Genomic DNA, 23,865 nt, shown 5'->3' with positions numbered 1-23,865 from the left:
CATGATACCGCCGCAGCGTCGGCTCGTTGACTGCGCCCGGTGAGCGATACCGTGCGCCGCGACGACTACCGCCCGCCGGCCTTCCTGGCGGATCGCGCCGATCTGGTCCTCGAGCTGGACCCGGCAGCGACGCGGGTCACCAGCACGCTGTCGCTGCGGCGTAATCCGGACGCTACCGATAGCGCCGCGCCGCTGCGGCTCGACGGCGAGGAACTCACGCTGGAGTCCGTCACACTGGACGGCAGGCGGCTGCCGGCGGGCGCGTTCAGTCAGGACGCGTCGGGCCTGACGATCCCCGGCACGGCGGACCATCTGCAGCTCACGACGACCGTCGTGATCCACCCGGACCGGAACGCCGAGCTGATGGGCCTGTACTGCGCCGGCGACATGCTCTGCACCCAGTGCGAACCCGAGGCATTCCGCCGCATCACTTTCTTCCCGGACCGGCCCGACGTGCTGGCGGTGTTCACGACCACCCTCATAGCGGAGGCCCGGCGCTATCCGGTGCTGCTGGCGAACGGCAATCCGGTCGCGCACGAAGACCTCGCAGACGGGCGCCACCGCGTCGTCTGGCACAACCCCTACCCGATGCCGAGCTATCTGTTCGCGCTTGTCGCAGGCGACCTGCAGAGCCGGAGCGAGCGCGTCGAGACGGCCTCGGCACGCGAGGTCGCCGTCACCGTCTACGTCGAGCCCGGTAATCGCGAGCGCTGCGGGCATGCGCTCGACACGCTCGGCCGCGCCATGGCCTGGGACGAGGCGCACTACGGTCGCGAGTACGACCTCGAGGTGTTCAACGCGGTGGCGGTCAGCACCTACACGATGGGTGCCATGGAGAACAAGGGACTGAACATCTTCAACGACCGCTATGTACTCGCCGATCCCGAGACCGCGACCGACCGCGACTATCGCGACATCGAGGCGCTGGTCGCCCATGAATACCTGCACAACTGGAGCGGCAACCGGGTCACTTGCCGCGACTGGTTCCAGCTCGCGCTCAAGGAAGGCTTCACCGTGTTCCGGGAGCAGCAGTTCGTCGCCGACCAGGGCTGGGGCGAGGTGCGCCGCCTGGAGGACGCGGCGATCATGCGCACCCGGCAGTTCGCAGAGGACGCCGGCCCGCTGGCGCATCCGGTGCGTCCCTCCTCCTACCGGCGCATCGACAATTTCTACACCGATACCGTCTACAGCAAGGGCGCCGAAGTTATCCGAATGCTCGTCCTGCTGCTCGGCGAGGCTGTGTTCCGCCGCGGCACGGACCGCTTTTTCGAGCGCCACGACGGCGCCGCCGCCACCATCGAGGACTTCCTGGCCTGTATGGAAGCCGTGTCCGGCCGGGACCTGAGTCAGTTCGCGAGCTGGTACGACCGGGCCGGAACGCCGGTTCTCAGGGTCCGCCTCGACCATGATCCGGCGTCTGCCTGCGCGGCCCTGACCGTGACCCAGACGGGCGCGGCGGTCGCCGGCGGGGCACTGCACCTGCCGGTCGCGCTGGCGCTGCTGAGCCGGGAAGGCCGACGGCTGCCCCTGCGGCTGCAGGGCGAGCCGAGCGCGGAGCGTGACTCGACGGTGCTCGAGCTGCACGAGATCACTCACACGTTCCGCTTCGAAGGCATCGGGGAGCCGCCCGTGCCTTCCCTGCTGCGCGGCTTTTCTGCACCCGTGCGCATCGGGTACGACTACTCCGAAGCGGACCTCGAGACCATCGCCTGTTTCGACGATGACGCCTGTGCGCGCCGGGACGCGATCGAGCGTCTGACCGCGCGGCACGTACAGGCGGCCGTCCGCGGTACGCCGGAGGAGCCCGCCGCGCTGCTCGGCGCTTTCTCGCGTATCGTCGCGCAGGCCCCGGACGATCCGGGTCTGGCGGCCGGTCTGCTGGCATTGCCCGGCGAGAAGGCACTGACGCTGGCGGAGATCGAGCCGGATTACGAAACCATACACGTCGCCCGCGACGCGCTGCAGCGCTGGCTCGGCGAGCGCCAGGGCGATGCGTGGCGGACCATGGTCCGGCCGCCCGGCAGCGGCCGTCCCGGCCCGCCCACCGTGCGCGAAGCCGGCTGGCGCAGACTCAGCGATGTCTGCCTGGGGTACTGGCTTGCAACCGGCGACACCGAGGCGCAGAGGCACTGCCGGCGCCAATGGCGCGAGGCCGGGAACATGAGCGAGCGGCTCGCCGCCCTGACACTGCTGGCCGACGGCGAGGATCCGCAGGTCGATGACTGGCTGGCAGAGTTCCGGGAGCGCTGGGGGCACGAGCCGCTGGTGATGGACCAGTGGCTCGCGCTGCAGGCGCGATCCTCGCGTGCCGACACTCTGTCACGGGTACAGCGGCTGATGTGCGATCCGGTTTTCTCCCTGGGCCAGCCGAACCGGGTACGCGCCCTGATCGAGACATTCTGTACCGAGAACACGCTCCGTTTTCATCGGCCGGACGGCGCGGGTTACCGGCTGCTGGCCGACTGCGTCCTCGCCATCGATCACGACAACCCGCCGCTGGCCGCCGGTTTGCTGCGCAACCTGGTCGACTGGCGCCGACAGACGCCGGAGCGGCGTGAGGGCATGCGTGCGGAGCTGATACGGGTGGCGCAGGCGCCGGATCTGTCGGCGATGAGCGCGGAGATCGCGAACGCCGGACTCGGCGACTGATCAGTGCGAGTCGTCCCGCTGCCCGGGGGGCGTTTGCGACGGTACTTGGGCTGATCTGATACTGTGACGTATCAAGAAGATACAGTGAGGCATAGATATGGCCAGACGCACTTCTTTCATCGACGAAGACCGTATCCGGGAGAATCTGGTCTCCCTGATCCGCATTCCCTCCGTCACGGGCCAGGAGGATGCGGTGGTATCGCACATCGCGAACTGGCTGCAGCAATTCGATGCCGAGATCGACTACTGGAACGACGGCATCGCTTCGCTGCAGCGTGATCCCCGCTACCCGGGCCACGAGGTAGAGCGCGCGTGGGCGCCCGTGGTGGTCGGCGTGCTGCGCGGGGAGCAGCCCGGACCGTCCGTGCTCCTGACCGGACACGTGGACGTGGTGCCGCCCGGCGATTACGCCAACTGGAACGACGAGCCGTTCTCGGGTGTGGCGCGGGGCGACCGCATCTACGGCTGCGGCGCCTCCGACATGAAGGCCGGTCTGATCGCCGCCATGGCCGTATTCGAGGCGTTCGCCGAGAGCGGCCGCAATTTCCCGGGGCGGATCATCTTCGCCGCCGTGCCGGCCGAGGAGGACAGCGGGCTCGGTACGCTGGCCGCCATCCGCGGTGGCTGGGACGCCGACGCCTGCATCATCCCGGAACCGACACTCGGCGCCAACGGGGTGCCGGAGCTGGTCATTGCTCACGCCGGCGCCATGTCGCTGAAAATCAACGTGCCCGGAAAGTCGGCGCATGCGAGCAAGCGCCTGCAGGGCGAGAGCGCCCTGGACCATTTCATCACCGTCTACGAGGCCATGCGCGAGGACGAGAGGAAGCTGAACGAAGCCGTCGAGCACCCGCTGATGAAGGTGCATCCGCTGCCCTACGCAACCAACGTCGGGACCATCCACGGCGGGCTGTGGTCGTCGAGCGTCATGGACTCGCTCGAGGCGCAGGTGCGCGTGGGCGTCGCTCTGGACGAGACCATCGACGAGGCCGAGGAACGTTTCCGCAAGGCCATCATGGAGCACATCAAGGACGACGCCTGGCTGAGCCAGAACCCTCCCAGGATCAGTCGACTGGCGTCGGGCTTCGGTTCCGCGGAGACGAAACAGGACCACCCCCTGGTGACCGCGCTCGCCGAGGCGGCCGAGGAGGAATTCCGCACGACCACCCCGATCGCCGCCGCCCCTTACGGCTGCGACATGTCGGGCTGGGTACGCCACGCCAACGTGCCCACGGTCGTCTATGGTCCGGGCGAGATCGAACAGGCGCACGCGCCGAACGAGTCCGTCTCGCTGGAGGCCACCTGCAAGGTGGCGCGCACCCTGGTGAAGACCACGGAGCGACTGCTCGACATGCACGTCGACGAACTGCAGGCGCACAAGCAGGTCCGGGCCGCCGGCTGATGTCCCGGGCAGCAGATATCGCCGCATTTTGAAAATCGTCGAGGAATTCCCCGAGTCGGTCCGGGTCTTCGAGAACGTCTGGATCCCCATGCGTGACGGTGTCCGCCTGGCGGCGCGCATCTGGATGCCGAGCGACGCCGGGGAGGCGCCTGTACCGGCGATCCTCGAGTACATGCCCTACCGCAAGCGCGACTTCACCCGCTTGCGCGACGAGCCACTGCACCACTATTTCGCCGGACACGGCTACGCGGGCATCCGCCTGGATGTGCGCGGTACCGGCGACTCCGACGGCATCCTCCGGGACGAATACCTCGAGCAGGAGCAGGACGACGCCGTCGACGCCATCGAGTGGATAACGAACCAGTCCTGGTGCAGCGGCAACGTCGGCATGATCGGGCTGTCCTGGTCCGGCTTCAATTCGCTGCAGGTGGCGGCCCGGCGCCCGCCGGCGCTGAAGGCCATCATCACCATGTGCTCCACCGACGACCGCTACGCGGACGACGCCCATTACAAGGGCGGTTGCCTGCTGAACGAGAATCTCACCTGGGGCTCGGCCTTTTTCTCCCTGAACGCCTGTCCGCCCGATCCCGAGGTCAGCGGCGAGGGCTGGCGCGACAAGTGGCTGCAGCGGCTGGAGAAGAACCGGCCCTTCCCCGCTGTCTGGATGCAGCACCCGAACCGCGACGACTACTGGAAGCACGGCTCGGTGTGCGAGGACTACGACGCCATCGAATGCGCCGTCTACGCGGTGGGCGGCTGGGCTGACGGCTACGTCAACGCCATCCCGCGCCTGATGGCGGGCCTGAATGCGCCGAAGAAAGCGCTGATAGGCCCCTGGCCTCACGCCTTCCCGCACGCGGCGACGCCGGGGCCGCGCATCGGCTTTTTCCAGGAAGCCGTCCGCTGGTGGGACTACTGGCTGAAGGACGAAGACAACGGCATCATGGACGAGCCGCCGGTGCGGGCCTGGATGGAGGAGTGGGTGCCGCCTGCGCCCTTCCACGACGAGCGTCCCGGCCGCTGGGTGGCCGAGGACGACTGGCCCTCGCCACGGATCGAGCCGCGCCACTGGTATCTCAACGTGCTGTCGCTGGGTGAGCATCCGGACATCGAGGACCGCGTGCGACTCATCTCGCCGCAGACCACCGGCCTGCGCGGCGGCGACTTCTACGGATTCGGCGCCGACGGGGACGCGCCCCTCGACCAGCGCCCCGACGACGGCAAGTCACTGGTATTCGATTCCGATCCGCTGCTCGAGACCCTGGAGATCCTCGGCTCGCCGGTGGTCACCCTGGAGCTCGCGGTCGACCGACCGGTCGCGAACGTCATCGTGAGACTGAACGACGTGGCGCCGGACGGGGCCTCCGGGCGCGTCAGCTTCGGCGTGCTCAACCTGACGCATCGCAACGGTCACGAGCACCCGGAGCCCCTGGAGCCGGGTCGGCGCTACCGGGTGGCGATCCGGCTGAACGACATCGCCTATTCCTTCGCGCGCGGTCACACCATGCGGGTGGCCGTATCCAGCACCTACTGGCCCATGATCTGGCCGGCGCCCGAGCCCGTGGAACTGACGGTGTTCACCGGCGCCAGCCAACTCGAGCTGCCGGTGCGCCCGCCGCGCCCCGGCGACGAGGATCTGCCCGCCTTCGAGCCGCCGGAGCGAGGGCCCCGGGCGGACCACACCCCGCTGGAATGGGCCGAGGCCCAGCGCATGATCGAGCTCGACCTCACCAACGAGGAGACCGTCTATACCACCTTCGGCGACGGCGGCGACTTCGGCGGTGCCGCCCTGGCCCGCATCGAGGACATCGACCTGACCGTCGGCTACACCGTGCGCAAGACCTTCCGCATCAACGAATACGAGCCGCTGACCGCGCGAGCGGAACTGGAGCAGAAGACGATCTTCCGGCGCGCCGACTGGCGGATCCGCATCGAATGCCGCACCGCGCTCTCGGCCGACCGGGAGAATTTCCGGATGGAGGCGGTCCTGGAGGCCTACGAGGGCGGCGAAATCATATTCCACCGTGAATGGGACGAGGTTATCCCGCGCGGACTCCTGTGATTCGACTCCCCGCGGACCGCGATCGTCGAAGGAAAGACCCGGAAAGACCCGTGGCCTACAGCCCGTACCGTCCCCGCGCCGCAGTGAGAATCATGCGCAGCAGCTCAGGGTAGTCGTACCCCGCCCAGCTCGCCATCAGGGCCATCTTGCCGTCGTCGGCCCAGGTCGGGTTGAAGTTGGGGTCCAGCAGGCGCGGCACGCCGTCGGCGCCCGCGCGGAAGTCGATGCGGGCGTAGTCACGGAAACCGAGGCGCTCGAACAGCCACGCGCTGTATTCCACCAGACGGGCCAGGGTCTCGTCGTCGAACTCGGCGCGTCTGAACTGCAGCGTCTGCCAGTAGGGCGAGTCCGGATCCGACTTCGAGCCGTAGGTGAGGATCGGCGGCAGCGACGGATCGAGACCACTGTAGTCGATTTCCAGCGGCGGCAGGACGGTGAATCCCTGCCCCGGATTGCCGACCAGCCCGATCGTATACTCCGCGCCCGTGAGAAAGTCCTGGATCAACGCCTGGCCCCAGTCGGTCTCCTCGGCCAGCCAGCGCAGATAGGCGTCCGCCTCGGCGGCGTCGTTGACCACCGCATCGCGGGTGACGCCGATGCTGCCGCAACCGCCGTTGGGCTTGATGATCGCCGGGTACAGGTCGGGCCGGACCAGCGGGTCGGCATGCAGATCGACCAGCGTCTCGTTGGGCACGGGGATGCCGTTGGCAGCGGCGAGCAGCCGCACGATGGCCTTGTCGCCGCACAGATGCATGGCAGCGGGGGCGGCACCCGTGTAAGGGATCTCCAGCAGCTCCAGCAGGGCCGGGATATTGGCCTCGTTGGCGAGCTCGTTCCGGTAGCCGGTATCGCAGAAATTCAGCACGAGATCGGGCGGCTCCCGCCGCAGGCGATCGATCAGCTCCTCGTGGTCACAGACGTGCCTGGCGCTGTAGCCGTCGAGACCGTCCACGGCCGCGAGCGCCCGCTCGGCCGCCGCGACGTCGTCCGGGCTGAGCCGGCCATCGATGCCGTGCCTGTAGGGCAGGGCGGGATCGCCACTCAACAGGACGATATCGAGCTGTTTACCTTGCCGGGTCATTGGCGTCGTTCGGTCTCCGTGTGGCTTGCCGACCAGCTTGACAGAACCGCTCGGAGATTTCAGCCGCGCAGACCCGTGGCGGCCTCCGCTCCGGCGGCGAGCGTGCGCTATGATGACGCGATCGGTGACGGCATCGGTGACGGCAACCGTGACGGCACCGGCGGGTACCCGCAGCGAGAGGCGCCGTCCGCGACCCGCCTCCCGGGAGGATAAATGCGCTCAGACGACTCGAAGAGCAGCCGTCGGCATCACCCCGGTTCCGGCCGGGGCCGTGGCCGCCACGTACCGCGAGGCCGGCAGGTCGATGCGCACGCCCTTGCCGAGATACGCGCCCTGCTCGACGGACAGTCCCGTCGCCGCGACCTGCTGATCGAGCATCTCCACCGCGTCCAGGATCGTTACGGCTGTCTGTCGCCCGCGCACCTGGCGGCGTTGGCCGAACACATGAACCTGCCGCTGGCTGAGGTCTACGAAGTGGCGACGTTCTACGCCCATTTCGATGTACTGGACGACGGCCAGGAGCCGCCTCCCCCCGTCACCATCCGGGTCTGTGACAGCCTGACCTGCGAGATCATGGGAGCGAGCGCACTGCACGAGGCCCTGCAGCGTGATGCGCCGGCGAACGTCCGCGTGCTGCGTGCCCCGTGCGTCGGACGCTGCGATCACGCGCCGGTGGCCGTAGTCGGCCGGCGCCAGATCGACGATGCCGACGCCGGGAGCGTGCTCGAGGCGGCGCGCAGCGGCCGGACCGAGCCGGACCTGCCCGACTACGTGGGCCTCGCGGCCTATCGGCGCTCGGGCGGATTCGACCTGCTGGAGCGCTGCCTGGACGGCGACATGGAGCGCGAGACGGTGCTCGCGGAACTCGAGCGGGGCGCGTTGCGCGGTCTCGGCGGCGCCGGCTTCCCGACCGCCCGGAAGTGGCACATCGTGCACTCCGCGCCGGCGCCGCGACTCATGGCCGTGAACGCCGACGAGGGCGAGCCGGGGACTTTCAAAGACCGCTATTATCTTGAGCGCGACCCGCTGCGATTCCTGGAGGGTGTACTGATCGGGGCATGGGCGGTCGAGGCGGAGGCCGTCTACATCTACCTGCGCGACGAGTATCCCGCGGTCCGCACGATCCTGCTCGCCGAACTCCCGCAACTGGAAACCGCCGGGTGGACGCGTCACACGAGCGTGCACCTGCGGCGCGGTGCCGGCGCCTACATCTGCGGCGAAGAGTCCGCCATGATCGAGTCCATCGAGGGCAAGCGCGGGCTGCCGAGGCTTCGCCCGCCCTACGTCGCCGAGACCGGCCTGTTCGGGCGCCCGACGCTGGTGCAGAACGTCGAGACCCTCTACTGGGTGCGGGACATCCTGGAACAGGGCGGCGAGTGGGCCGCCGGCCACGGCCGCAACGGCGGCGTCGGGCTGCGCAGCTATTCCGTATCGGGGCGGGTGCGCGAACCGGGCGTCAAGCAGGCGCCGGCCGGCATCAGCGTGCGCGAACTCATTGACGAGTATTGCGGCGGCATGCAGGAAGGGCACACGCTGAAGGCCTACCTGCCGGGTGGCGCGTCGGGCGGCATCCTGCCCGCGCGACTGGATTACCTGCCGCTCGATTTCGGCCGCCTGGAGGAGCACGGCTGCTTCATCGGCTCCCATGCCCTGATCGTCCTGTCCGATCACGACGACGTCAGGGCCGCGGCGCTGAACCTCATGCGTTTCTTCGAGGACGAGAGCTGCGGCCAGTGCACGCCGTGCCGGGTCGGCACCGAAAAGGCGGCGGCACTCATGAGCCGGCCGGTATGGGACGAGCCGCTGCTGGGCGCGTTGGCCCAGACCATGGCGGATGCGTCCATCTGCGGCCTGGGCCAGGCGGCCCCCAATCCGTTGCGTTGCGTGCTCGAGTATTTTCCGGAGGAACTCGAATGAGTGCTCCTGTCCGGTTCACTCTCGACGGCATGCCGGTCGAGGCACGCGACGGCGAGACCATCTGGTCGGTCGCGAAACGCCACGGCACCGTGATCCCTCATCTCTGCCACGCGGACATGCCCGGTTACCGGCCCGACGGCAACTGCCGTCTGTGCATGGTGGAGGTGGAGGGAGAACGCGTGCTCTCCGCCTCGTGCGCGAGGCTAGCGTCGGACGGCATGCACGTATCGACGGACAGCGCCCGTGCCCGCGCCGCCCGCAAGGGCGTACTGGAATTGTTGCTGGCCGATCAGCCGGCGCGGGACCGCTCGCCGGATCCTGATTCCCGCTTCTGGCATTGGGCGGATTCCATGGGCGTCCATGCCAGTCGTTACCCGCGCCGCAGGGCGCCCGAGCCGGACACGAGCCACCCCGCCATGCGTGTGGGTCTCGATGCCTGCATACACTGCACGCTCTGCGTACGCGCATGCCGGGAGGTACAGGTCAACGACGTCATCGGCATGGCCAATCGGGGCATCGCATCCAGGGTCGTGTTCGACTTCGACGATCCCATGGGCGACAGCACCTGCGTCGCCTGCGGAGAGTGCGTGCAGGCCTGTCCGACAGGCGCGCTGGTCGAGGCGTCGCTGGTCGACGAGCGTGGTGTGGCCCGCCGCGAGTCGGTCGAGGAGGTGCACAGCGTCTGCCCCTATTGCGGCGTCGGCTGCCAGATCACCTACCAGGTGGCGAATAACTCCATCCGCGCGGTGCGGGGTCGCGACGGCCCGGCCAATGCCAGCCGACTCTGTGTGAAGGGCCGGTTCGGTTTCGATTACGTGAGCCATCCGCACCGGCTGACCCGGCCGTTGATCCGCCGTGACGATGCGCCCAAAGCCGCAGACTGCGAAGTCGATCCGGCGGATCCCCGGACTCACTTCCGGACGGCAAGCTGGGAAGAGGCGCTCGATCGGGCGGCCGCAGGTTTCGTCCGCATCCGCGACCGGGACGGCAGCGGCGCGCTGGCCGGTTTCGGCTCGGCGAAGTGCTCGAACGAGGAGGCCTACCTGTTCCAGAAACTGGTGCGGACCGGATTCGGCACCAACAATGTCGACCACTGCACCCGCCTGTGCCACGCCTCGTCGGTTGCAGCCCTCATGGAGGGCATCGGCTCGGCCGCGGTGACCGCCCCTTTCAACGCCTGCGCCGATGCCGACGTGATTCTGGTCACCGGCGCGAATCCCACGGAAAACCACCCCGTCGCGGCCACCTTCTTCAAGCAGGCGGCGAAAGAGCGCACGCTGATCGTCATGGACCCCCGCGGCCAGGCGCTGAAGCGTCACGCCACGCACATGCTGCAGTGCCTGCCCGGCACCGACGTGGCGCTGCTGAACGCGATGCTCAACGTCATCATCGAAGAAGGACTCTACGACCGGTCCTTCGTCGAGAACCGCACCGAGGGCTTCGCCGACCTGCGGCGGAGTATCCAGGGGTTCACGCCGGAATCGATGGCCCCCGTCTGCGGCATCGACGCCGACACCATCCGGCTCGTCGCGCGCACCTATGCGAAGGCGGAACGCGCCATCATCTTCTGGGGCATGGGCATCTCCCAGCACGTGCACGGGACCGACAACGCGCGTTGTCTGATCGCGCTGGCCATGATCACCGGTAACGTCGGCCGGCCGGGGACCGGACTCCACCCCCTGCGGGGCCAGAACAACGTACAGGGCGCATCGGACGCCGGCCTGATACCCATGGTCTACCCCGACTATCAGCCGGTCGGCGACGAGGACGTGCGCCGGCGATTCCAGGACGTCTGGGGCACGCCGCTCGAACCGGCGGCCGGGCTGACGGTGGTCGAGATCATGCATGCCATCCACGACGGCCGGGTGAGGGGCATGTACATCATGGGCGAGAATCCCGCCATGTCGGACCCCGATACCGACAGCGCACGGGCGGCGCTCGCGGAACTCGAGCACCTGGTGGTGCAGGACCTGTTCCTCACCGAGACCGCCTTCCACGCCGACGTGGTACTGCCCGCCTCCGCCTGGCCGGAGAAAGACGGCACCGTCACCAATACCAACCGCCAGATACAGATGGGACGGCGCGCACTGGACCCGCCCGGCGATGCGCGACAGGACCTCTGGATCATCCAGCATATAGCCCGCCGCATCGGCCTGGCCTGGGACTACGACGGGCCGGCGGCGGTACACGCCGAGATGCAGTCGGTCATGGGATCGCTCGATAACATCTCCTGGCAGCGACTCGCCGACGAGAGCGCCGTGACCTATCCCTGCACGGCGCCGGATGCGGCCGGCAGGGCGGTGGTCTTCGAGGATGCATTCCCGACCGCGAGCGGCCGTGCGCGTCTCGTGCCTACGGAGCTCATAGCGCCCGATGAGACGCCGGACGAGGACTATCCGCTCATCCTGACCACCGGGCGGCAGCTCGAGCACTGGCACACGGGTGCACTGACGCGCCGCTCGTACGTGCTCGATGCGCTCGAGCCCGAAGCCGTCGCCAGCCTGTCGCCGGCCGCGTTGCAGCGTCTCGGTCTGGCGCCGGGCGCCCGGGTGCGCATCGAGACCCGTCGGGGGCATATCGAACTGACCGCCCGGGCAGACCCCGCCGTGCCCGAAGGCGTCGTATTCGTGCCATTCTGCTATGCGGAAGCGCCGGCCAATGCGCTCACGAATCCGGCGCTCGACCCGTTCGGCAAGATTCCGGAGTTCAAGTTCTGCGCGGCGCGCATCGCCGCTGTCGCGACACTCCCGCCGGAGCGCTGACGCAACCGTTTCTCGCAGCCCAACCAGCACGTGAGCGGTGCCGGCATGGTCCCAGCGCACGAAGCCGGCGCCGGTCGGCCCGGATGGAGAGGCGGCGATCGTGGAATCAAAGGGTTGCCGGAAGCTGCGGAAATACCTTTTGCCGCCGACGTCTTTTCGGGTAACTTCGGATAGTCCCTGGACTGCCTCAAATACGTCACCGCATGCGCGCGTGACGACGGCCTCCTGTTGTCCATTGCACGCGTGGACGGGTGTGCCGCAAGGCACCCCTTTGTCCTGTCAGCCTCGAGGGAGAACCGGTGGAACCAATCAGCAAACTCATTCACACATCCATGGACGGGTTGGGTCCGATAACCGAACTCGTCGTATTCCCGAGGCCGGAATTTCTCATCGGGCCGCCGGCCCTCGACCACATCAAGAGCGCGGCGCTCATGAGGCTGGAGGACGCGACTATCTGGATGCTGGTCCTCGAAAAAGAAGGCTGGACGGACGAGCGCCTGCGGGCGGCGGGCGCGTGCCTCGCCCGTGTCTCGAACCATGCTTTCACGAAGAGATCGGTCGAGTCCCTGCTCCGTAAAGAGCTCGGCGTCCGATCGCTTTCCATGGCACCTCCGCCCGTCCGTCGGATCGACGACCGGCTGTGGGAGATCGAGAAGGTCGCATTCTGTTGGGTCAGGGGGCCGGCCGCGACACGTTCGGGCGGGCGCATCCCCGAGGCCGGGCTCGCGCAGGCCGAGTGGACCGCCCGGGCGCAGTTGCGGCACGGTCTCGGCGAGGCGCTGCGGGACTTCCACAGGCTGATGGACCCAGAGGCGCTTCCGATCGCGACCACCGGCCCGCGCTTCGACCTGCGGGTCTACAACTATCTCGTGCACAGCCAGTATCAACGATACCGCCTGCAGTTCGCCGGCACGTTTCCCAGCCTGCTGCTGACGGCCGTCGTCGCGGAGCCGGCGAGTTCCGGGGAAGACCTGCGTGCATTCGTCGATACGGGTGCGCCGCTGATAAAGGGCTTGGCGGCACGCTGGGAGGTGCGACCGGGTGTAGTGCGGCACCTCGTCGGCAGGGACTGGGGCATCGTGGGTCTGCAATGGGCGAGAGATGCCCGGGGATTGATGGTGGCGCTCAATGCCCTGCATCCCCAGGATCTGCCCCGGGACGATCCGGCAGAGTGGGAGGAATTCAATCGGGTCGTTGCCACCGGGCAGCGCCTGTTTCTTCGGCCGGTCTGGGAATCGGCGGCGGCACTGAAGTGGCTGCGGGTATGCGTTCGCCTGTCGAGGCGCGGGGACAGGCAGACGCTCGACCGCTGGCTACCCCGATGGAATGACCTCGAGCAGATCACACGATTCCGCGCGGCGCTCGCCGGTACCGTGCGCGAGGAGATCAGCGCTGCGCGGGCTACCACCCGGGACGGTGACGACAAGGTCATCACCGAGGCGGTCGACAGGATCGTTCTGCAGGTGGCGGATCAGGGTCTGCGGGATGTTGCAACGCTGTTCGCAGAAGAGCTCACGCGGACACGAGCCGGCGACAGGGTCCGGCAGATGCGGGCCCGCGAGATACTGATGCCCCTGATCCCGGAGGATTACGTTTCCACGGATGGCGCTACGCGCGTGACCGCGCTGACCACCGATCGCGAGCTTCGCACGCATGGCTCCAGGATGCGGAACTGCCTGCGCTCCATGTCTCCCTCGGCCGTGGCTCGTCAGGGACCGATCGGAACCGTGTTCATCGTCGGGCTCTACGACGTCACTTCGGGCAAGGCCCTGTCGACGGCGGAGATCAGGGCAGTCGCAGCGTACGGAGGTACCGACTATCGGCTGATCACCGAGCAGCACACGGCAAGCGCGAATCGTCCCCCGTCGCGGCGATGTGTCGATGCTCTTCAGGAGTTTCTCTGCCATTGCCGGACCGCCGAGGTACGGGCGCATCTGGGGAAGCAGTGGGGAGAACTGCGGCGGCTCGGCTCCAGGCATGACGGGCAGGCAGTGCATGCGCCGCGCGCATTGCGCAATACCCTCGGCGAGCAGGTGTACGAGGGCCTTCTCGAAAGTGTGAGCGCCGGGTTGCGTGGCTGACGCCTGGGCAACCGGCCGGAAAAGGCATTGAGTTGCCTGCCTTTACCGTCAGCCCGACTGCGCCGGCTGCGGTTTCGCGACAACGCCCTTGATTGCTGCCCGAATAGTGGCATGCTGGGCGCCGTTCGTGACCAGGGCGACGACCGTCGCATATGCAACAGCTGAAGAGAGTCTTCCTGCGGGCGCCCGGGCGGTCGATCACCGCCGTCCTGCTGAGCCTGCTCGTGATCCACATGCTCGTGATCGGTATCGGCGCGATCCGCGAGTTCGAGGATCGCCGCTGGGATATCCCCGCCGGCGTCTACGCCGCTCCGCTGGAGCTGTATGCCGGCCTGCGCCTCGATGCCCCCGGCCTGGCCGCCGCGCTCGATCGCCTCGGCTTCCAGCAGGTCGAGGTCGTGGCGCGTCCCGGACAGTACGGCGTCGAGCCCGGCCGGGTGACGCTCTGGACCCGGCCCTTCCGCTTCTGGGACAGCCTCGACCCGGCGGAACGCTACACCGTCGATTTCGGTGATGGTCGGGTGCGCGCACTGGAGAACGCCGATGGCCGGCGCATTGCGTTGCTGCGGCTCGAACCGATGCGCCTCGGCAGTATCTTCGCCACCCATCACGAGGACCGGTTGCTGGTCGAACCGGACGCGATCCCGCCCCTCCTCGTCGATGCGCTCAAAGCCGTCGAGGACCGCAAGTTCGATCATCACTTCGGCCTCGATCTCAGTGCGATCCTTCGCGCCGCATGGGTGAACCTGCGCAGCGGCGAGATCCGCCAGGGTGGCAGCACGTTGACGCAGCAACTGGTGAAGAGCTATTTCCTGGACAGCCGCAGAACCTTCCGCCGCAAGTACCGGGAGGCCGTGATGGCCATGGCGCTGGAGCTGCGCTACGACAAGGAGACGCTGCTGCACGCCTACGTAAACGAGATCTATCTCGGACAGCAGGGTGCGCGCGCCATTCATGGATTCGGACTCGCGAGCGAATTCTATTTCGGCAAGTATCTGTCGCAGCTCGAACTGCACGAGACGGCGCTGCTCGTAGCCCTGGTCAAAGGACCGTCGTACTATGACCCGAGGCGCCACCCGGAGCGTGCGTTAGAGCGTCGTACCCTGGTATTGAGAACGCTTGCCGAGCTCGGGATCGTCGAACGTCAGACCGCCGGCGAGGCGATCAACCGGGAACTGGGTGTTACGGCGCGATCCCGCGTGGGGTCACGCTACCAGCCCGCGTACATGGACCTGGTTCGACGCCAGCTCGCCACAGAGTACTCGGAGGAGAGCATCGCGACGAGCGGCTTGCGGGTATTCACCAGCCTGGACCCCCGGGTGCAGCGGCTCGCCGAGCAGCAGCTGGTGGAGGGCCTCGAAAGCCTTCAGCCGGAGGACGAAGAGGCTGCCGTTCTCGAAGGCGCCGTTGTCGTGACGCAACCGGCGACCGGTGCGGTGCTCGCGATGGTCGGTGGTCGCGAGGTGGCCACTGACGGCTTCAACCGCGCGCTCGACGCCAGAAGACCCGTGGGTTCGCTAATAAAACCGTTCGTCTATCTCGCAGCGCTGCAGTCGGGCGAGTACACGCTCGCGAGCACCGTCCAGGATGCACCGATCGACGTGGTCATGGAGAACGGGCGCACGTGGTCGCCGGAGAATTTCTCTCGCGAGTCGCATGGTGAGGTGTCACTGCTGCAGGCGCTCGCGGCGTCCTACAATCAGGCGACGGTGCGGCTCGGAATCGCGACCGGTGTCGACGCGGTGGTCGAGACACTCGCGGCATTCGGCATCGAGGAACGACCACCCGCCTATCCGTCGTTGCTGCTGGGGTCCGTGGATCTCGCACCGTTCGAAGTGGCCGCCCTTTACAGCACGTTGGCGAACGACGGCTTCCGCACACCGCTGACCGCAGTGCGCTCGGTAGTCGATACGAAGGGACAGCCGGTGACCCGGACCGCGCTCGAAGTCGAGCAGGCCGCCGACCCGAATGCCGTGCACCAGCTGAATCGGGGACTGGTCGAGGTCATGCAGCGCGGCACCGGGCGGTCGTCGAAGGCGTCGCTCCCCGAAGACCTCGTGGTTGCGGGCAAGACCGGCACATCGGACGAGTATCGCGACAGCTGGTTCGCGGGCTTCAGCGGCGACCACCTGGCCGTCGTCTGGGTGGGTCGCGATGACAACGAACCGACGGGACTCACCGGCGCATCCGGCGCATTGTCCGTCTGGGCACCGCTGATGGCGGCCATGCCGTCAACGGCGAGTTACGAGCCGGCGTACTCGGCGGACCTCCAGCCCGTTTGGATCGACTACGATACCGGCCTGAAGTCCCGTCGCCGCTGCGGAGACGCCGTGCAGATCCTCGTACCCGAAGGCACGCGGCTGCGACGGCAACCCGGCTGCAGCAATGTGCTCGGCGAGATCGGCGACCGAATGCGCGACGTATTCGAATCACTGGGGAACTGATCACCATGCGACGTCTGCTGGTCGTGCTGCTCTTCGGTCTGTCGGCCTGTACCGACTTGCCGTTCGATACTTCGCCCAGCCCCGCGGCCGGCGACCCTGCCAGCGTCCCCCGGGAGCCGGTGGAACCTGATACCGGGAGCGGTTCCGGAGAGGCGGTGCGGGAACTCGTGGCGAGCAGCCGGGCGTCCCGGGCAGGCGGCGATTATTCGCGTGCGCTCGCGGACATCGAGCGTGCCATTCGAATCGAACCGCGTAATCCCTACCTGTGGCTGGAACTCGGTGAGACCCACCTCGCCCGGGACGATCTGCGGCAGGCCGCTGCCACTGCAAGAAAGGCCATGAGTGTCGCAGGCACGGATGCTGCCGCGAAGGCGGCGGCGGAAGATCTGCTGGAGCGGGCGTCCCGGCGTTGATCCTTCGGATCCGGACCCGACTTCAGGCACGCGTGCGGAATACACCTTCGTATCCAATCCCTGGCAGGGTCGATTTCCGAGAACCAGCGAGCGCGGGCACTCCTACGTGGGCGCGTCCGCTATCTCCCCAATAACGGACCGGGTGACCAGGCCGACCTTTCTGATTGGAACTGCCGAATTCGGCCAGAAGCGGCCGTGCATTGAGAGTGATCCAACTGTCCAGCAGTTGGACGATAGATTATGAGCACTTAGAATAGCGGATTTCACATACGCAACGCGTTGTCATGGGAATGGCTGCGTTTCCGAGGAGGAGTTTGGCGCCAACATGGACACCAGATTTAGCGGGCCAGCGAAAGCTAAGTACTTCGCAAAACATGTCACGCAGAAAATCATCGGCCTGATACCGTATGGCTTCGTAGCCCAGGAGAACATCAAGAAGCGGTTGGGACATTGGAGCGGCAGGAGCCCAGAGGGTGTTTACTTAGAGCGTCTTCAAAGTCAGATCGAGCGATTCACCGCACACAGTATTGAACCACCAAAGGTTGTAGTCGAGCAAGGCACCGGCTGGTCGGGATGCGATCTAATCATATTTTATCTAGGCGGAGCCGAGAGAGTCTTGACTTATGATTCTCGGCCTTGGCTAAGAAGCGAACTGTTCCGCCAAGCAGCAATCGAAATTCTCCAGAATTTGGACGTTCTAAATGGCTGGAATGGAATCTGCTCTGAAACGCTAAGGAGTCGTGCTGAACAGCTTCAGAACTCGCTTGATAAGCCATTTGAGAAGCTGCTGGAGTCGCTGTCTATAGAGTATCGCGTGACTATGGACTTTTCTTATACACAAGCGCCAGAAGAAAGCGTCGATCTGTTCTACAGCTATTCAACGCTTCAACGGATTCCGCCAAAAAATCTGGAGAAGATCGTGGCTCAGTCGCGGCGTCTGTTGAGAACTGGTGGCATGAATTGTCATCGCGTACATATGCACGACTTTCATCATATAACCGACAAGCGCGTCCCTCGCTTTTACTATCTTACACTCAGTGACAGGACGTGGAACTTGATGACCTCAACATATCTGAACTACCAGAATCGCCTGAGACTCCAAGAGTTCGTTGATCTTTTTGAGGGGTTCACCGTCGAGACAGACAACCTCAGATGTTGGCCGGAAGACGTCGAATATGTGAAGTCGAATTTGTCAGCGAGATATCCTGACCTGACTCCAGATCAGATCGCAATCTGGCAGGCGGACATATTTGCTCAAAAACTGTAAGCAGACTCAAGCTAAGCTGTTGGATTGTTTGTCGCGGAAGAGTTGGCCAAGTATTTGTCGGCGGACCGGTTGGCATTAGGTTTAGGTCAGGGAGACGACCGCAATGGATCATTTCCAGCCGCTAAAGGCCTCGATAGCCCAACGGTTGCTTTGGGTCGACCCCGGAAATCATACCTCAGACGAACTTAACGGTCGCTTTGCACCAAGACCAGCCGCTGAGACGCAAGCTGTGCCATCGCAATTTGGTGTGGCACTACAACGACCCCAATTCACTTGGCGTCACAGCTCACGGGGCGCCGAGACGCTCGCTCCGCGAACTGCGCAATACGTTCGGAGAGCAGGTCTACGAGGGCCTGATCAGTAGCGTTAGTGAGTGAAGCGGTATCTGTGCCCGCTGCCTCAACGATCAGCCTTAGACTTCCGGGTGCTCTGAAAACTGTCGTGTCCGTGGCGGAAACTCTTGCGGCGTCGAACGATCGAATTATCATCGGACACCTCTAACCGGTGAGCGCGATGCCTGATCCATTCGATACCGTTCTCAGAACCGTCGCTGTTATGACCGCGATCCTGCTGGCTTCGCTCCTGTTCGCGTCTGCCAGACAACGACCGGCGGCGCTCCCGGCCGCGTTCTTCTGCCTCGCCGTAGCCGCTTTCTTCGTGACCTCGGTGCCCGGCGGCGGCGCCGCGCTCGGCGGCTGGGGCTACCTGCTGACGGCACTCTGCGTCACGAAAGCCGTGTGGTTCTGGCTCTTTGCCCGGGCCTTGTTCAACGACGAAGCACGACTCGGCATTCGGCAGGCCGCGATCGCCGGCGCCGTCGCGGTCGCCGGCACGTGGCAGCAGACGGTATTCCTCGCGGATTTTCGCGCGGGTACGGCGAACGGATGGGAGATACTCGCCGGTTACGGCTTCGAGGCGATCCTACTGCTGTTCATCCTCCTGGGTCTCCGCGAGGCCTGGCGCGACCTGGCCGTCGACCTCGTCGAACGCAGGCGGCGACTGCGGCTCGGATTCATGATCGCGACCGGCTCTTATCTCACGGCGACGCTGGGCGTGCAGTCCTACAACCTGTTACAGGGAGTCTCCACACCGCTGCTGGCAGCGTGGGCCAATATGACGCTGGTGGCCGCCGCCTGCCTGACCGCTGCCGGGTTCCTGGTACGGCCGCGCAACGAGAGCTGGCTCGACCCGGCGCGCACGACTGCGACAGTTGCGCTCAATCGGGCGGAATCCGCCGCTCTCGCAAGGCTCGAAGCGGCGCTGGAGTCCGACCGGGTATTCCTGCAGGAAGGCCTCACCATCGGCAGGCTGGCCGAGCATCTCGGCACCCGGGAGCACGTGCTGCGCAAGGTAATAAACCGCGGCATGGGCTTTCGCAATTTCAATGACTTCCTGCATGCACAGCGCATCCGGGAGGCCTGCGAGGAACTGGCAAGCCCCGAGCAGGCCCGACTCCCGGTGCTGACCATCGCGATGAATGTCGGCTACGGCTCCATCGGCGCATTCAACCGTGCGTTCAAGGCGCGTATCGGCATGACGCCGACAGAATACCGGCGGAATACGGCCAGCGGCGCTTCGCAGACGTTCTGAAAGGCACCGAATCCGGAAATCGGCAAGGATTCTTCGAGAATCCGGCAAGACCGCCCAGCCGGCTGCCGGCTAGCCTTCGGTCTCCTGACTGTTTCCGGAGACCCGCCATGACACGACTTATCCTGATCCTGTACCTGACCCTCGCCGGCGCCGCACTCACCGCTCAGGCCGAAGAGTCGATACCGGGCGTCGCCTCGCACTACCGCGTGGTCGAGGTGGCCGACGGCTCACGCCTGACGGCGATCATCAGCCGGCCGGCCGGGGACACCGAGCCGCGGCATCCGCTGCTTTTCACCCAGTGGGTATCCTGCGATTCGGTGGCGTACCGGCCCGGCTCGAACTCCTCCGAGCTGCTCGCCGCTCTGGCTCGTGATTCCGGCCTCGCCCTCGTGCGCGTCGAGCGATCGGCGCTGGATGGCACCGGCCCGGCCTGCCGGGAGCTGGATTACGATACGGAGCTGGCACATTACACCGAGGCCTTCACGCGTCTGCTACAGGACGAGTTCATCGACGCGGACCAGGTCTATCTCTACGGCTCCAGCCTGGGTTCGACGACGGCACCTCTGGTTGCAATCCGCCTGCAGGAGGCCGGGTTCGATATCGCCGGCATCGTGGTCCAGGGAGGCGGGGCGGTCACCTATCTTGAACGCATGCTGAACTTCGACCGCATCTATCTCGAGCGACGCCCCGATGCCGTGGCCCCGGCCGACATCCACGGCGAGATGCTGCGCCGGGCCGGATTCCATTACGAGTATCTCGTGAACAAGCGTCATCCCGACGAGGTCGCCAGGGACAGCAGCGAGATGGCCGCAGTCCGCGAGGACGTCCTGGGCATGGGGGATACGGACCACTACGGGCGGCCGTTCGCCTGGCACCAACAGGCAGCGGGACACAACTTCCTCGCTGCATGGGCGGAGCTGGATGCTCCGGTACTGGTGATCTTCAACGCATTCGACCAGTTCGAAAGCCGCCACGGGCACGAGCTGATCGCCAATACGGTGAACCGTAAGCGACCGGGCACGGCAACTTTCGTCGAGCGCGAGAATATCGGCCACAGCGGCAACCGCTACGCCACCATCGAGGACGCCTACGCGTGGCGGGACGGAACGAAGGCCTGGCAGGGAGAGGCAGAAATCATCGTGGACTGGCTGCGGAAGCGGCAGTGAGACACGCTGATGTATCGAGCCGGGGAGCCTTTGCTGGCACTCTCCACCGGACGTCAGTCCTGTCGCAACACGCCGGTGAGCGTCAGGACGACAACCGCAGACAGGGCCGCACCACCGATCACATAGAGGCTGTGAAGCAGCAGCCAGAACCAGCGCAACGGCCCTTCGGGCGTGAAGCGACAGCGCGTGTCCTGGGCGAGGTCGATGACGGGGAGCGCCGAATCGAGCGCATAGTGCAGTACATCGAGCCCCGGGCAACCGCGTTCCGCGGTAGCCTCGGCCAGACCGAACGGCAGGCCATAGACGGCGGGCGCCGGATCGCTTTCGACCGGAACAAACGGCTGCCCGAAACCGAACAGGGCGGTGGCATACAGTGCTGAGCCGAGCACCACGAACACCAGGAACGACAATACCGCGCGACTCGAGGAGTAGCCATGCTGACTGACCAGCATCAGCAGGTTTGGGAACGCCCGGGCCCAGGGGCGGTCGACACGAGCCTGCAGCCGCACACGGATCTTCTCCACCGCGATCGCATTGGCCTCCCGCGTCAACCCGTGCTGCCGCAGTACGCGGCTCAGCTGTTCGTATGGTTGTGGCCGGAACCTCCGTTTACTCGGGATGCCGTGGGGATACTGCCGTCTGAGCCACGCGATGCGTTTGGCCGTCAGGTCACCGTCCCCGACGTGGCGGATACGCTCGTAGGTCGCACCGTCCAGCATCAGATAACCCGGTGCCGGCCAGCCGGTGTCCGTGTCGTCGAGTATCGTACTAACTTGTATGCCGCCCAACAGGAAGCAGCCGCTCACCGGCACGGGTTTCTCATCCGGTGATGCGGGCGCCGCCCCGTCACCGAGTGCGCCGATGTTGCTGAACGCGAGGGCGTTGGAGACTCTTGCCTGCTGCAGATTTATCGCTACCGGGCTACCGGTGCGAAGCAACCCGCCGTAGTCCGGACCCGGCACCAGCCTCGCATTGGTCAGGAAGAAACTGCCGCCGATCACCGCCGTGAGGAAGTTGAGCCGGCCCCGCGCCTCGAACGGAAGGGCTCCCCCATCACCCGACGTCAGGAATACCGACTCCACCCTGAGGTCTTCGCAGTGCAGGGCGCGCCCGTCGGGATTCTCGAACCGCGCACCTTCACACCTGAGGTCGCCGGTGATCTGGGCCGCGGCGAACCCGACCTCCCCCCTCGCCTCGCAGCGGTGCCCCGCTGCCGACCCCAGATCGACGTTACCGCCCACCATGATCGAACGGGCGCTGAGCGCCGCGTCGCCGGAGCCGTCAAGCAAGGCGCCCGCAAAGCTCACGTCTCCCTCGATGCGCGCACCCTCGAGCCGAATCGTCCGGGAAGCCTTGGAGCGCGACCGGTGCGTAGACGAGAGGACCAGCTTGCCGCCGATGCGCGCGTTGTTGAGGTGAATCGCACTGGTTCCTACCTGGCTCAATTCCGATTCATAGTCACTCACGCCCGTGAACTGCGATCCCGACAGATCGAGGTCGGCTCTCACACTCAGGCTTGCACCGATGAAGGCCGGCAGTCGGCAATCGACGAAACGCAGGACGAGAAACTCGGCGCCGCTCAGATCCACCGGTGAATCGAAAGTGCATTGCCGGAACTCTAGTGCGGCCCTGCCTCCGCTCCCACCCGCGGCAGGCGCTCGCATCAGGCCGATGATCTCCGCACCGCGGATCCGCAGCGGGCAGCACAGCTCTCCGCCAGTGTCGTGGGAACCGGAGATCAGGCGTTGCAGGAACGCGGCGGACAGACGCCGTTCCCGATTGGGCAGGGCCGTGAAGTCGGCTATTTGCCGAGCATCGATCGCGGCGAGGATCCGCTGCTGCGCCGCCTTCTCCAGGCGCTCCGTGTCATCTGCCGGTGCCGACATTTCAGGCTCGCCTGTAGGCTGCCGCTAGAGGTTCTCAGTATAGCAAGCGGTCGCGGCGATACTCTTCAGGTCGGGCTGCTACAGATCTCCGCGGCTGCCGGGCATTAAGCTCCGCCTCAGCGGCTTAGGACGTAGACGAGGTACGCCGCGTACAACGTGACAAACACAATTCCGTGGGAACGCAGGATGGTACTGTTACGGCTGATCGCCAGGGCAAGGATAATCATCGCGCTCGAGGCAATTACCATCACCAGGTCTGTATTGCTGATGACCTCGAACGGCAATTCGACGACGCTGGACGTCAGTCCCAGCACCCATAGCAAATTGAAGATGTTCGACCCGACGACGTTGCCCACCGCGATATCGGACTGGTTTCTGTAGGCGGCGACCGCCGATGCCACCAGCTCCGGACTGGATGTGCCTATCGCGATGACGGTCAGGCCGATCAGCGCGTCATCGACACCCAGCCACTGTGCGATGCCGACAGCGCCATCGACGACCCAGCCACCGCCAAAATACAAACCGACTATTCCGGCTGCGATATAGATCGAGGCACGGGTAGTCCCCTCGGCGGCGCTTGCCTCGACCGTGTCCGCTGCCTGTTCGCGAGACATTTTGTAGACGTAGAGCATGAACAGCACGAAGAAAAACAGCAGTATCGCGCCATCCAGCCTGCTGATGCTCAATTCGTGGATGGGAGAAAATAAGGCGGCATTGGCGAGAAATCCGACCAGAAGTGCTGCCGTCAATGAGAACGGTATTTCCGACACCACGGTCGAATCTTGCACGGGAAGCGGACGCACGATCGCCGCAACCCCAAGAACGAGCAAAACGTTCGCTATGTTGCTGCCGATGACGTTCGCGATGGCGAGGTCCGCGTTGTTGCGCAAACCGGAAACCATGGTCACCAGCATCTCGGGCAATGACGTGCCGAACGACACGATGGTGAGGCCGATCACCAGGGAAGAGATTCCGAACCGGGCTGCCACAGAAGAAGCGCCGGCAACCAGAAAGTCCGCACTCTTGATGAGGACCACCAGGCCGATGAACAGAATTAACGAATCGTACAAGTCGCTGCCTCAAGAATACGGGTGCCAGCATCAAGCGAACGGCAGCTAGCTGCCGCGGCAGTTGCATGATACGAG

At 65.8% G+C, this 23,865-nt stretch carries 14 protein-coding genes; 11 read left to right on the top strand and 3 right to left on the bottom strand.

Annotated features, from left to right (window positions below; genetic code table 11):
• The first annotated feature begins 39 nt into the window (after nt 1-39).
• From pepN to ACJMKZ_RS10240, 3 genes are all read left to right on the top strand, one after another.
• Nucleotides 40-2,649 (top strand): aminopeptidase N, encoded by a 2,610-nt coding sequence (pepN, locus tag ACJMKZ_RS10250; protein WP_405233087.1) that lies wholly within the window; start codon nt 40-42, stop codon nt 2,647-2,649.
• A gap of 97 nt (nt 2,650-2,746) precedes the next feature.
• The gene (locus ACJMKZ_RS10245) at nt 2,747-4,051 is read left to right on the top strand and encodes an ArgE/DapE family deacylase (protein WP_405233086.1); all 1,305 of its coding nucleotides are present in this window, start codon (nt 2,747-2,749) and stop codon (nt 4,049-4,051) included.
• A gap of 28 nt (nt 4,052-4,079) precedes the next feature.
• Entirely contained in the window at nt 4,080-6,113 is a 2,034-nt protein-coding gene (locus tag ACJMKZ_RS10240) for a CocE/NonD family hydrolase (protein WP_405233085.1), read from the top strand.
• Between the two features lie 55 nt (nt 6,114-6,168).
• Here the strand turns inward: ACJMKZ_RS10240 and ACJMKZ_RS10235 are convergent, their stop codons facing one another.
• Complete coding sequence (locus ACJMKZ_RS10235) at nt 6,169-7,194, bottom strand: D-alanine--D-alanine ligase family protein (protein ID WP_405233084.1); 1,026 nt, start codon at nt 7,192-7,194, stop codon at nt 6,169-6,171.
• 213 nt (nt 7,195-7,407) lie between these two features.
• Here ACJMKZ_RS10235 and ACJMKZ_RS10230 point away from each other — a divergent pair, with 213 nt between their 5' ends.
• The 8 genes from ACJMKZ_RS10230 (at nt 7,408) to ACJMKZ_RS10195 (ending at nt 20,834) form a co-directional block, all read left to right on the top strand.
• Entirely contained in the window at nt 7,408-9,111 is a 1,704-nt protein-coding gene (locus tag ACJMKZ_RS10230) for an NAD(P)H-dependent oxidoreductase subunit E (RefSeq protein WP_405233083.1), read from the top strand.
• Nucleotides 9,108-11,873, top strand: coding sequence for a formate dehydrogenase subunit alpha (gene fdhF, locus ACJMKZ_RS10225; RefSeq protein WP_405233082.1), 2,766 nt, complete (start codon nt 9,108-9,110; stop codon nt 11,871-11,873). The genes ACJMKZ_RS10230 and fdhF overlap by 4 nt, the downstream gene beginning before the upstream one ends.
• A gap of 299 nt (nt 11,874-12,172) precedes the next feature.
• Nucleotides 12,173-13,954 carry a hypothetical protein gene (locus ACJMKZ_RS10220; protein ID WP_405233081.1) on the top strand — a complete coding sequence of 594 codons (1,782 nt, stop codon included), beginning with the start codon at nt 12,173-12,175 and terminating at the stop codon, nt 13,952-13,954.
• A gap of 152 nt (nt 13,955-14,106) precedes the next feature.
• Nucleotides 14,107-16,398, top strand: a complete 2,292-nt coding sequence (gene mrcB / locus ACJMKZ_RS10215) for a penicillin-binding protein 1B (RefSeq protein WP_405233080.1) — start codon at nt 14,107-14,109, stop codon at nt 16,396-16,398.
• A 5-nt stretch (nt 16,399-16,403) separates the two neighbouring features.
• Complete coding sequence (locus ACJMKZ_RS10210) at nt 16,404-16,811, top strand: tetratricopeptide repeat protein (RefSeq protein WP_405233079.1); 408 nt, start codon at nt 16,404-16,406, stop codon at nt 16,809-16,811.
• A gap of 325 nt (nt 16,812-17,136) precedes the next feature.
• Nucleotides 17,137-18,078 (top strand): class I SAM-dependent methyltransferase, encoded by a 942-nt coding sequence (locus ACJMKZ_RS10205; protein WP_405233078.1) that lies wholly within the window; start codon nt 17,137-17,139, stop codon nt 18,076-18,078.
• 555 nt (nt 18,079-18,633) lie between these two features.
• Entirely contained in the window at nt 18,634-19,668 is a 1,035-nt protein-coding gene (locus ACJMKZ_RS10200; protein ID WP_405233077.1) for a helix-turn-helix transcriptional regulator, read from the top strand.
• A 107-nt stretch (nt 19,669-19,775) separates the two neighbouring features.
• Nucleotides 19,776-20,834, top strand: coding sequence for a hypothetical protein (locus tag ACJMKZ_RS10195; protein WP_405233076.1), 1,059 nt, complete (start codon nt 19,776-19,778; stop codon nt 20,832-20,834).
• 53 nt (nt 20,835-20,887) lie between these two features.
• Here ACJMKZ_RS10195 and ACJMKZ_RS10190 read toward each other — a convergent pair whose 3' ends face one another.
• Together ACJMKZ_RS10190 and ACJMKZ_RS10185 are read right to left on the bottom strand one after the other, a co-directional pair.
• Nucleotides 20,888-22,720: a bactofilin family protein gene (locus ACJMKZ_RS10190; RefSeq protein ID WP_405233075.1), complete on the bottom strand. Its 1,833-nt coding sequence runs from the start codon at nt 22,718-22,720 to the stop codon at nt 20,888-20,890.
• A 116-nt stretch (nt 22,721-22,836) separates the two neighbouring features.
• Nucleotides 22,837-23,790 (bottom strand): calcium/sodium antiporter, encoded by a 954-nt coding sequence (locus ACJMKZ_RS10185; RefSeq protein ID WP_405233074.1) that lies wholly within the window; start codon nt 23,788-23,790, stop codon nt 22,837-22,839.
• Nucleotides 23,791-23,865 lie beyond the last annotated feature (75 nt).

Source organism: Lentisalinibacter salinarum (assembly GCF_040706555.1).
In the GTDB taxonomy this organism is placed as follows: Bacteria; Pseudomonadota; Gammaproteobacteria; order Steroidobacterales; family Woeseiaceae; genus Lentisalinibacter; species Lentisalinibacter salinarum.
This window is presented reverse-complemented; position numbering and strand designations above follow the sequence as displayed.

Excerpts from the sequence above, each read along its gene's own strand:
- ACJMKZ_RS10245 (WP_405233086.1), top strand. The coding sequence starts at position 2,747 with ATGGCCAGACGCACTTCTTTCATCGACGAAGACCGTATCCGGGAGAAT.
- ACJMKZ_RS10235 (WP_405233084.1), bottom strand. The coding sequence starts at position 7,194 with ATGACCCGGCAAGGTAAACAGCTCGATATCGTCCTGTTGAGTGGCGAT.
- ACJMKZ_RS10230 (WP_405233083.1), top strand. The coding sequence starts at position 7,408 with ATGCGCTCAGACGACTCGAAGAGCAGCCGTCGGCATCACCCCGGTTCC.
- fdhF (WP_405233082.1), top strand. The coding sequence starts at position 9,108 with ATGAGTGCTCCTGTCCGGTTCACTCTCGACGGCATGCCGGTCGAGGCA.
- mrcB (WP_405233080.1), top strand. The coding sequence starts at position 14,107 with ATGCAACAGCTGAAGAGAGTCTTCCTGCGGGCGCCCGGGCGGTCGATC.
- ACJMKZ_RS10210 (WP_405233079.1), top strand. The coding sequence starts at position 16,404 with ATGCGACGTCTGCTGGTCGTGCTGCTCTTCGGTCTGTCGGCCTGTACC.
- ACJMKZ_RS10205 (WP_405233078.1), top strand. The coding sequence starts at position 17,137 with ATGGACACCAGATTTAGCGGGCCAGCGAAAGCTAAGTACTTCGCAAAA.
- ACJMKZ_RS10200 (WP_405233077.1), top strand. The coding sequence starts at position 18,634 with ATGACCGCGATCCTGCTGGCTTCGCTCCTGTTCGCGTCTGCCAGACAA.
- ACJMKZ_RS10195 (WP_405233076.1), top strand. The coding sequence starts at position 19,776 with ATGACACGACTTATCCTGATCCTGTACCTGACCCTCGCCGGCGCCGCA.
- ACJMKZ_RS10190 (WP_405233075.1), bottom strand. The coding sequence starts at position 22,720 with ATGTCGGCACCGGCAGATGACACGGAGCGCCTGGAGAAGGCGGCGCAG.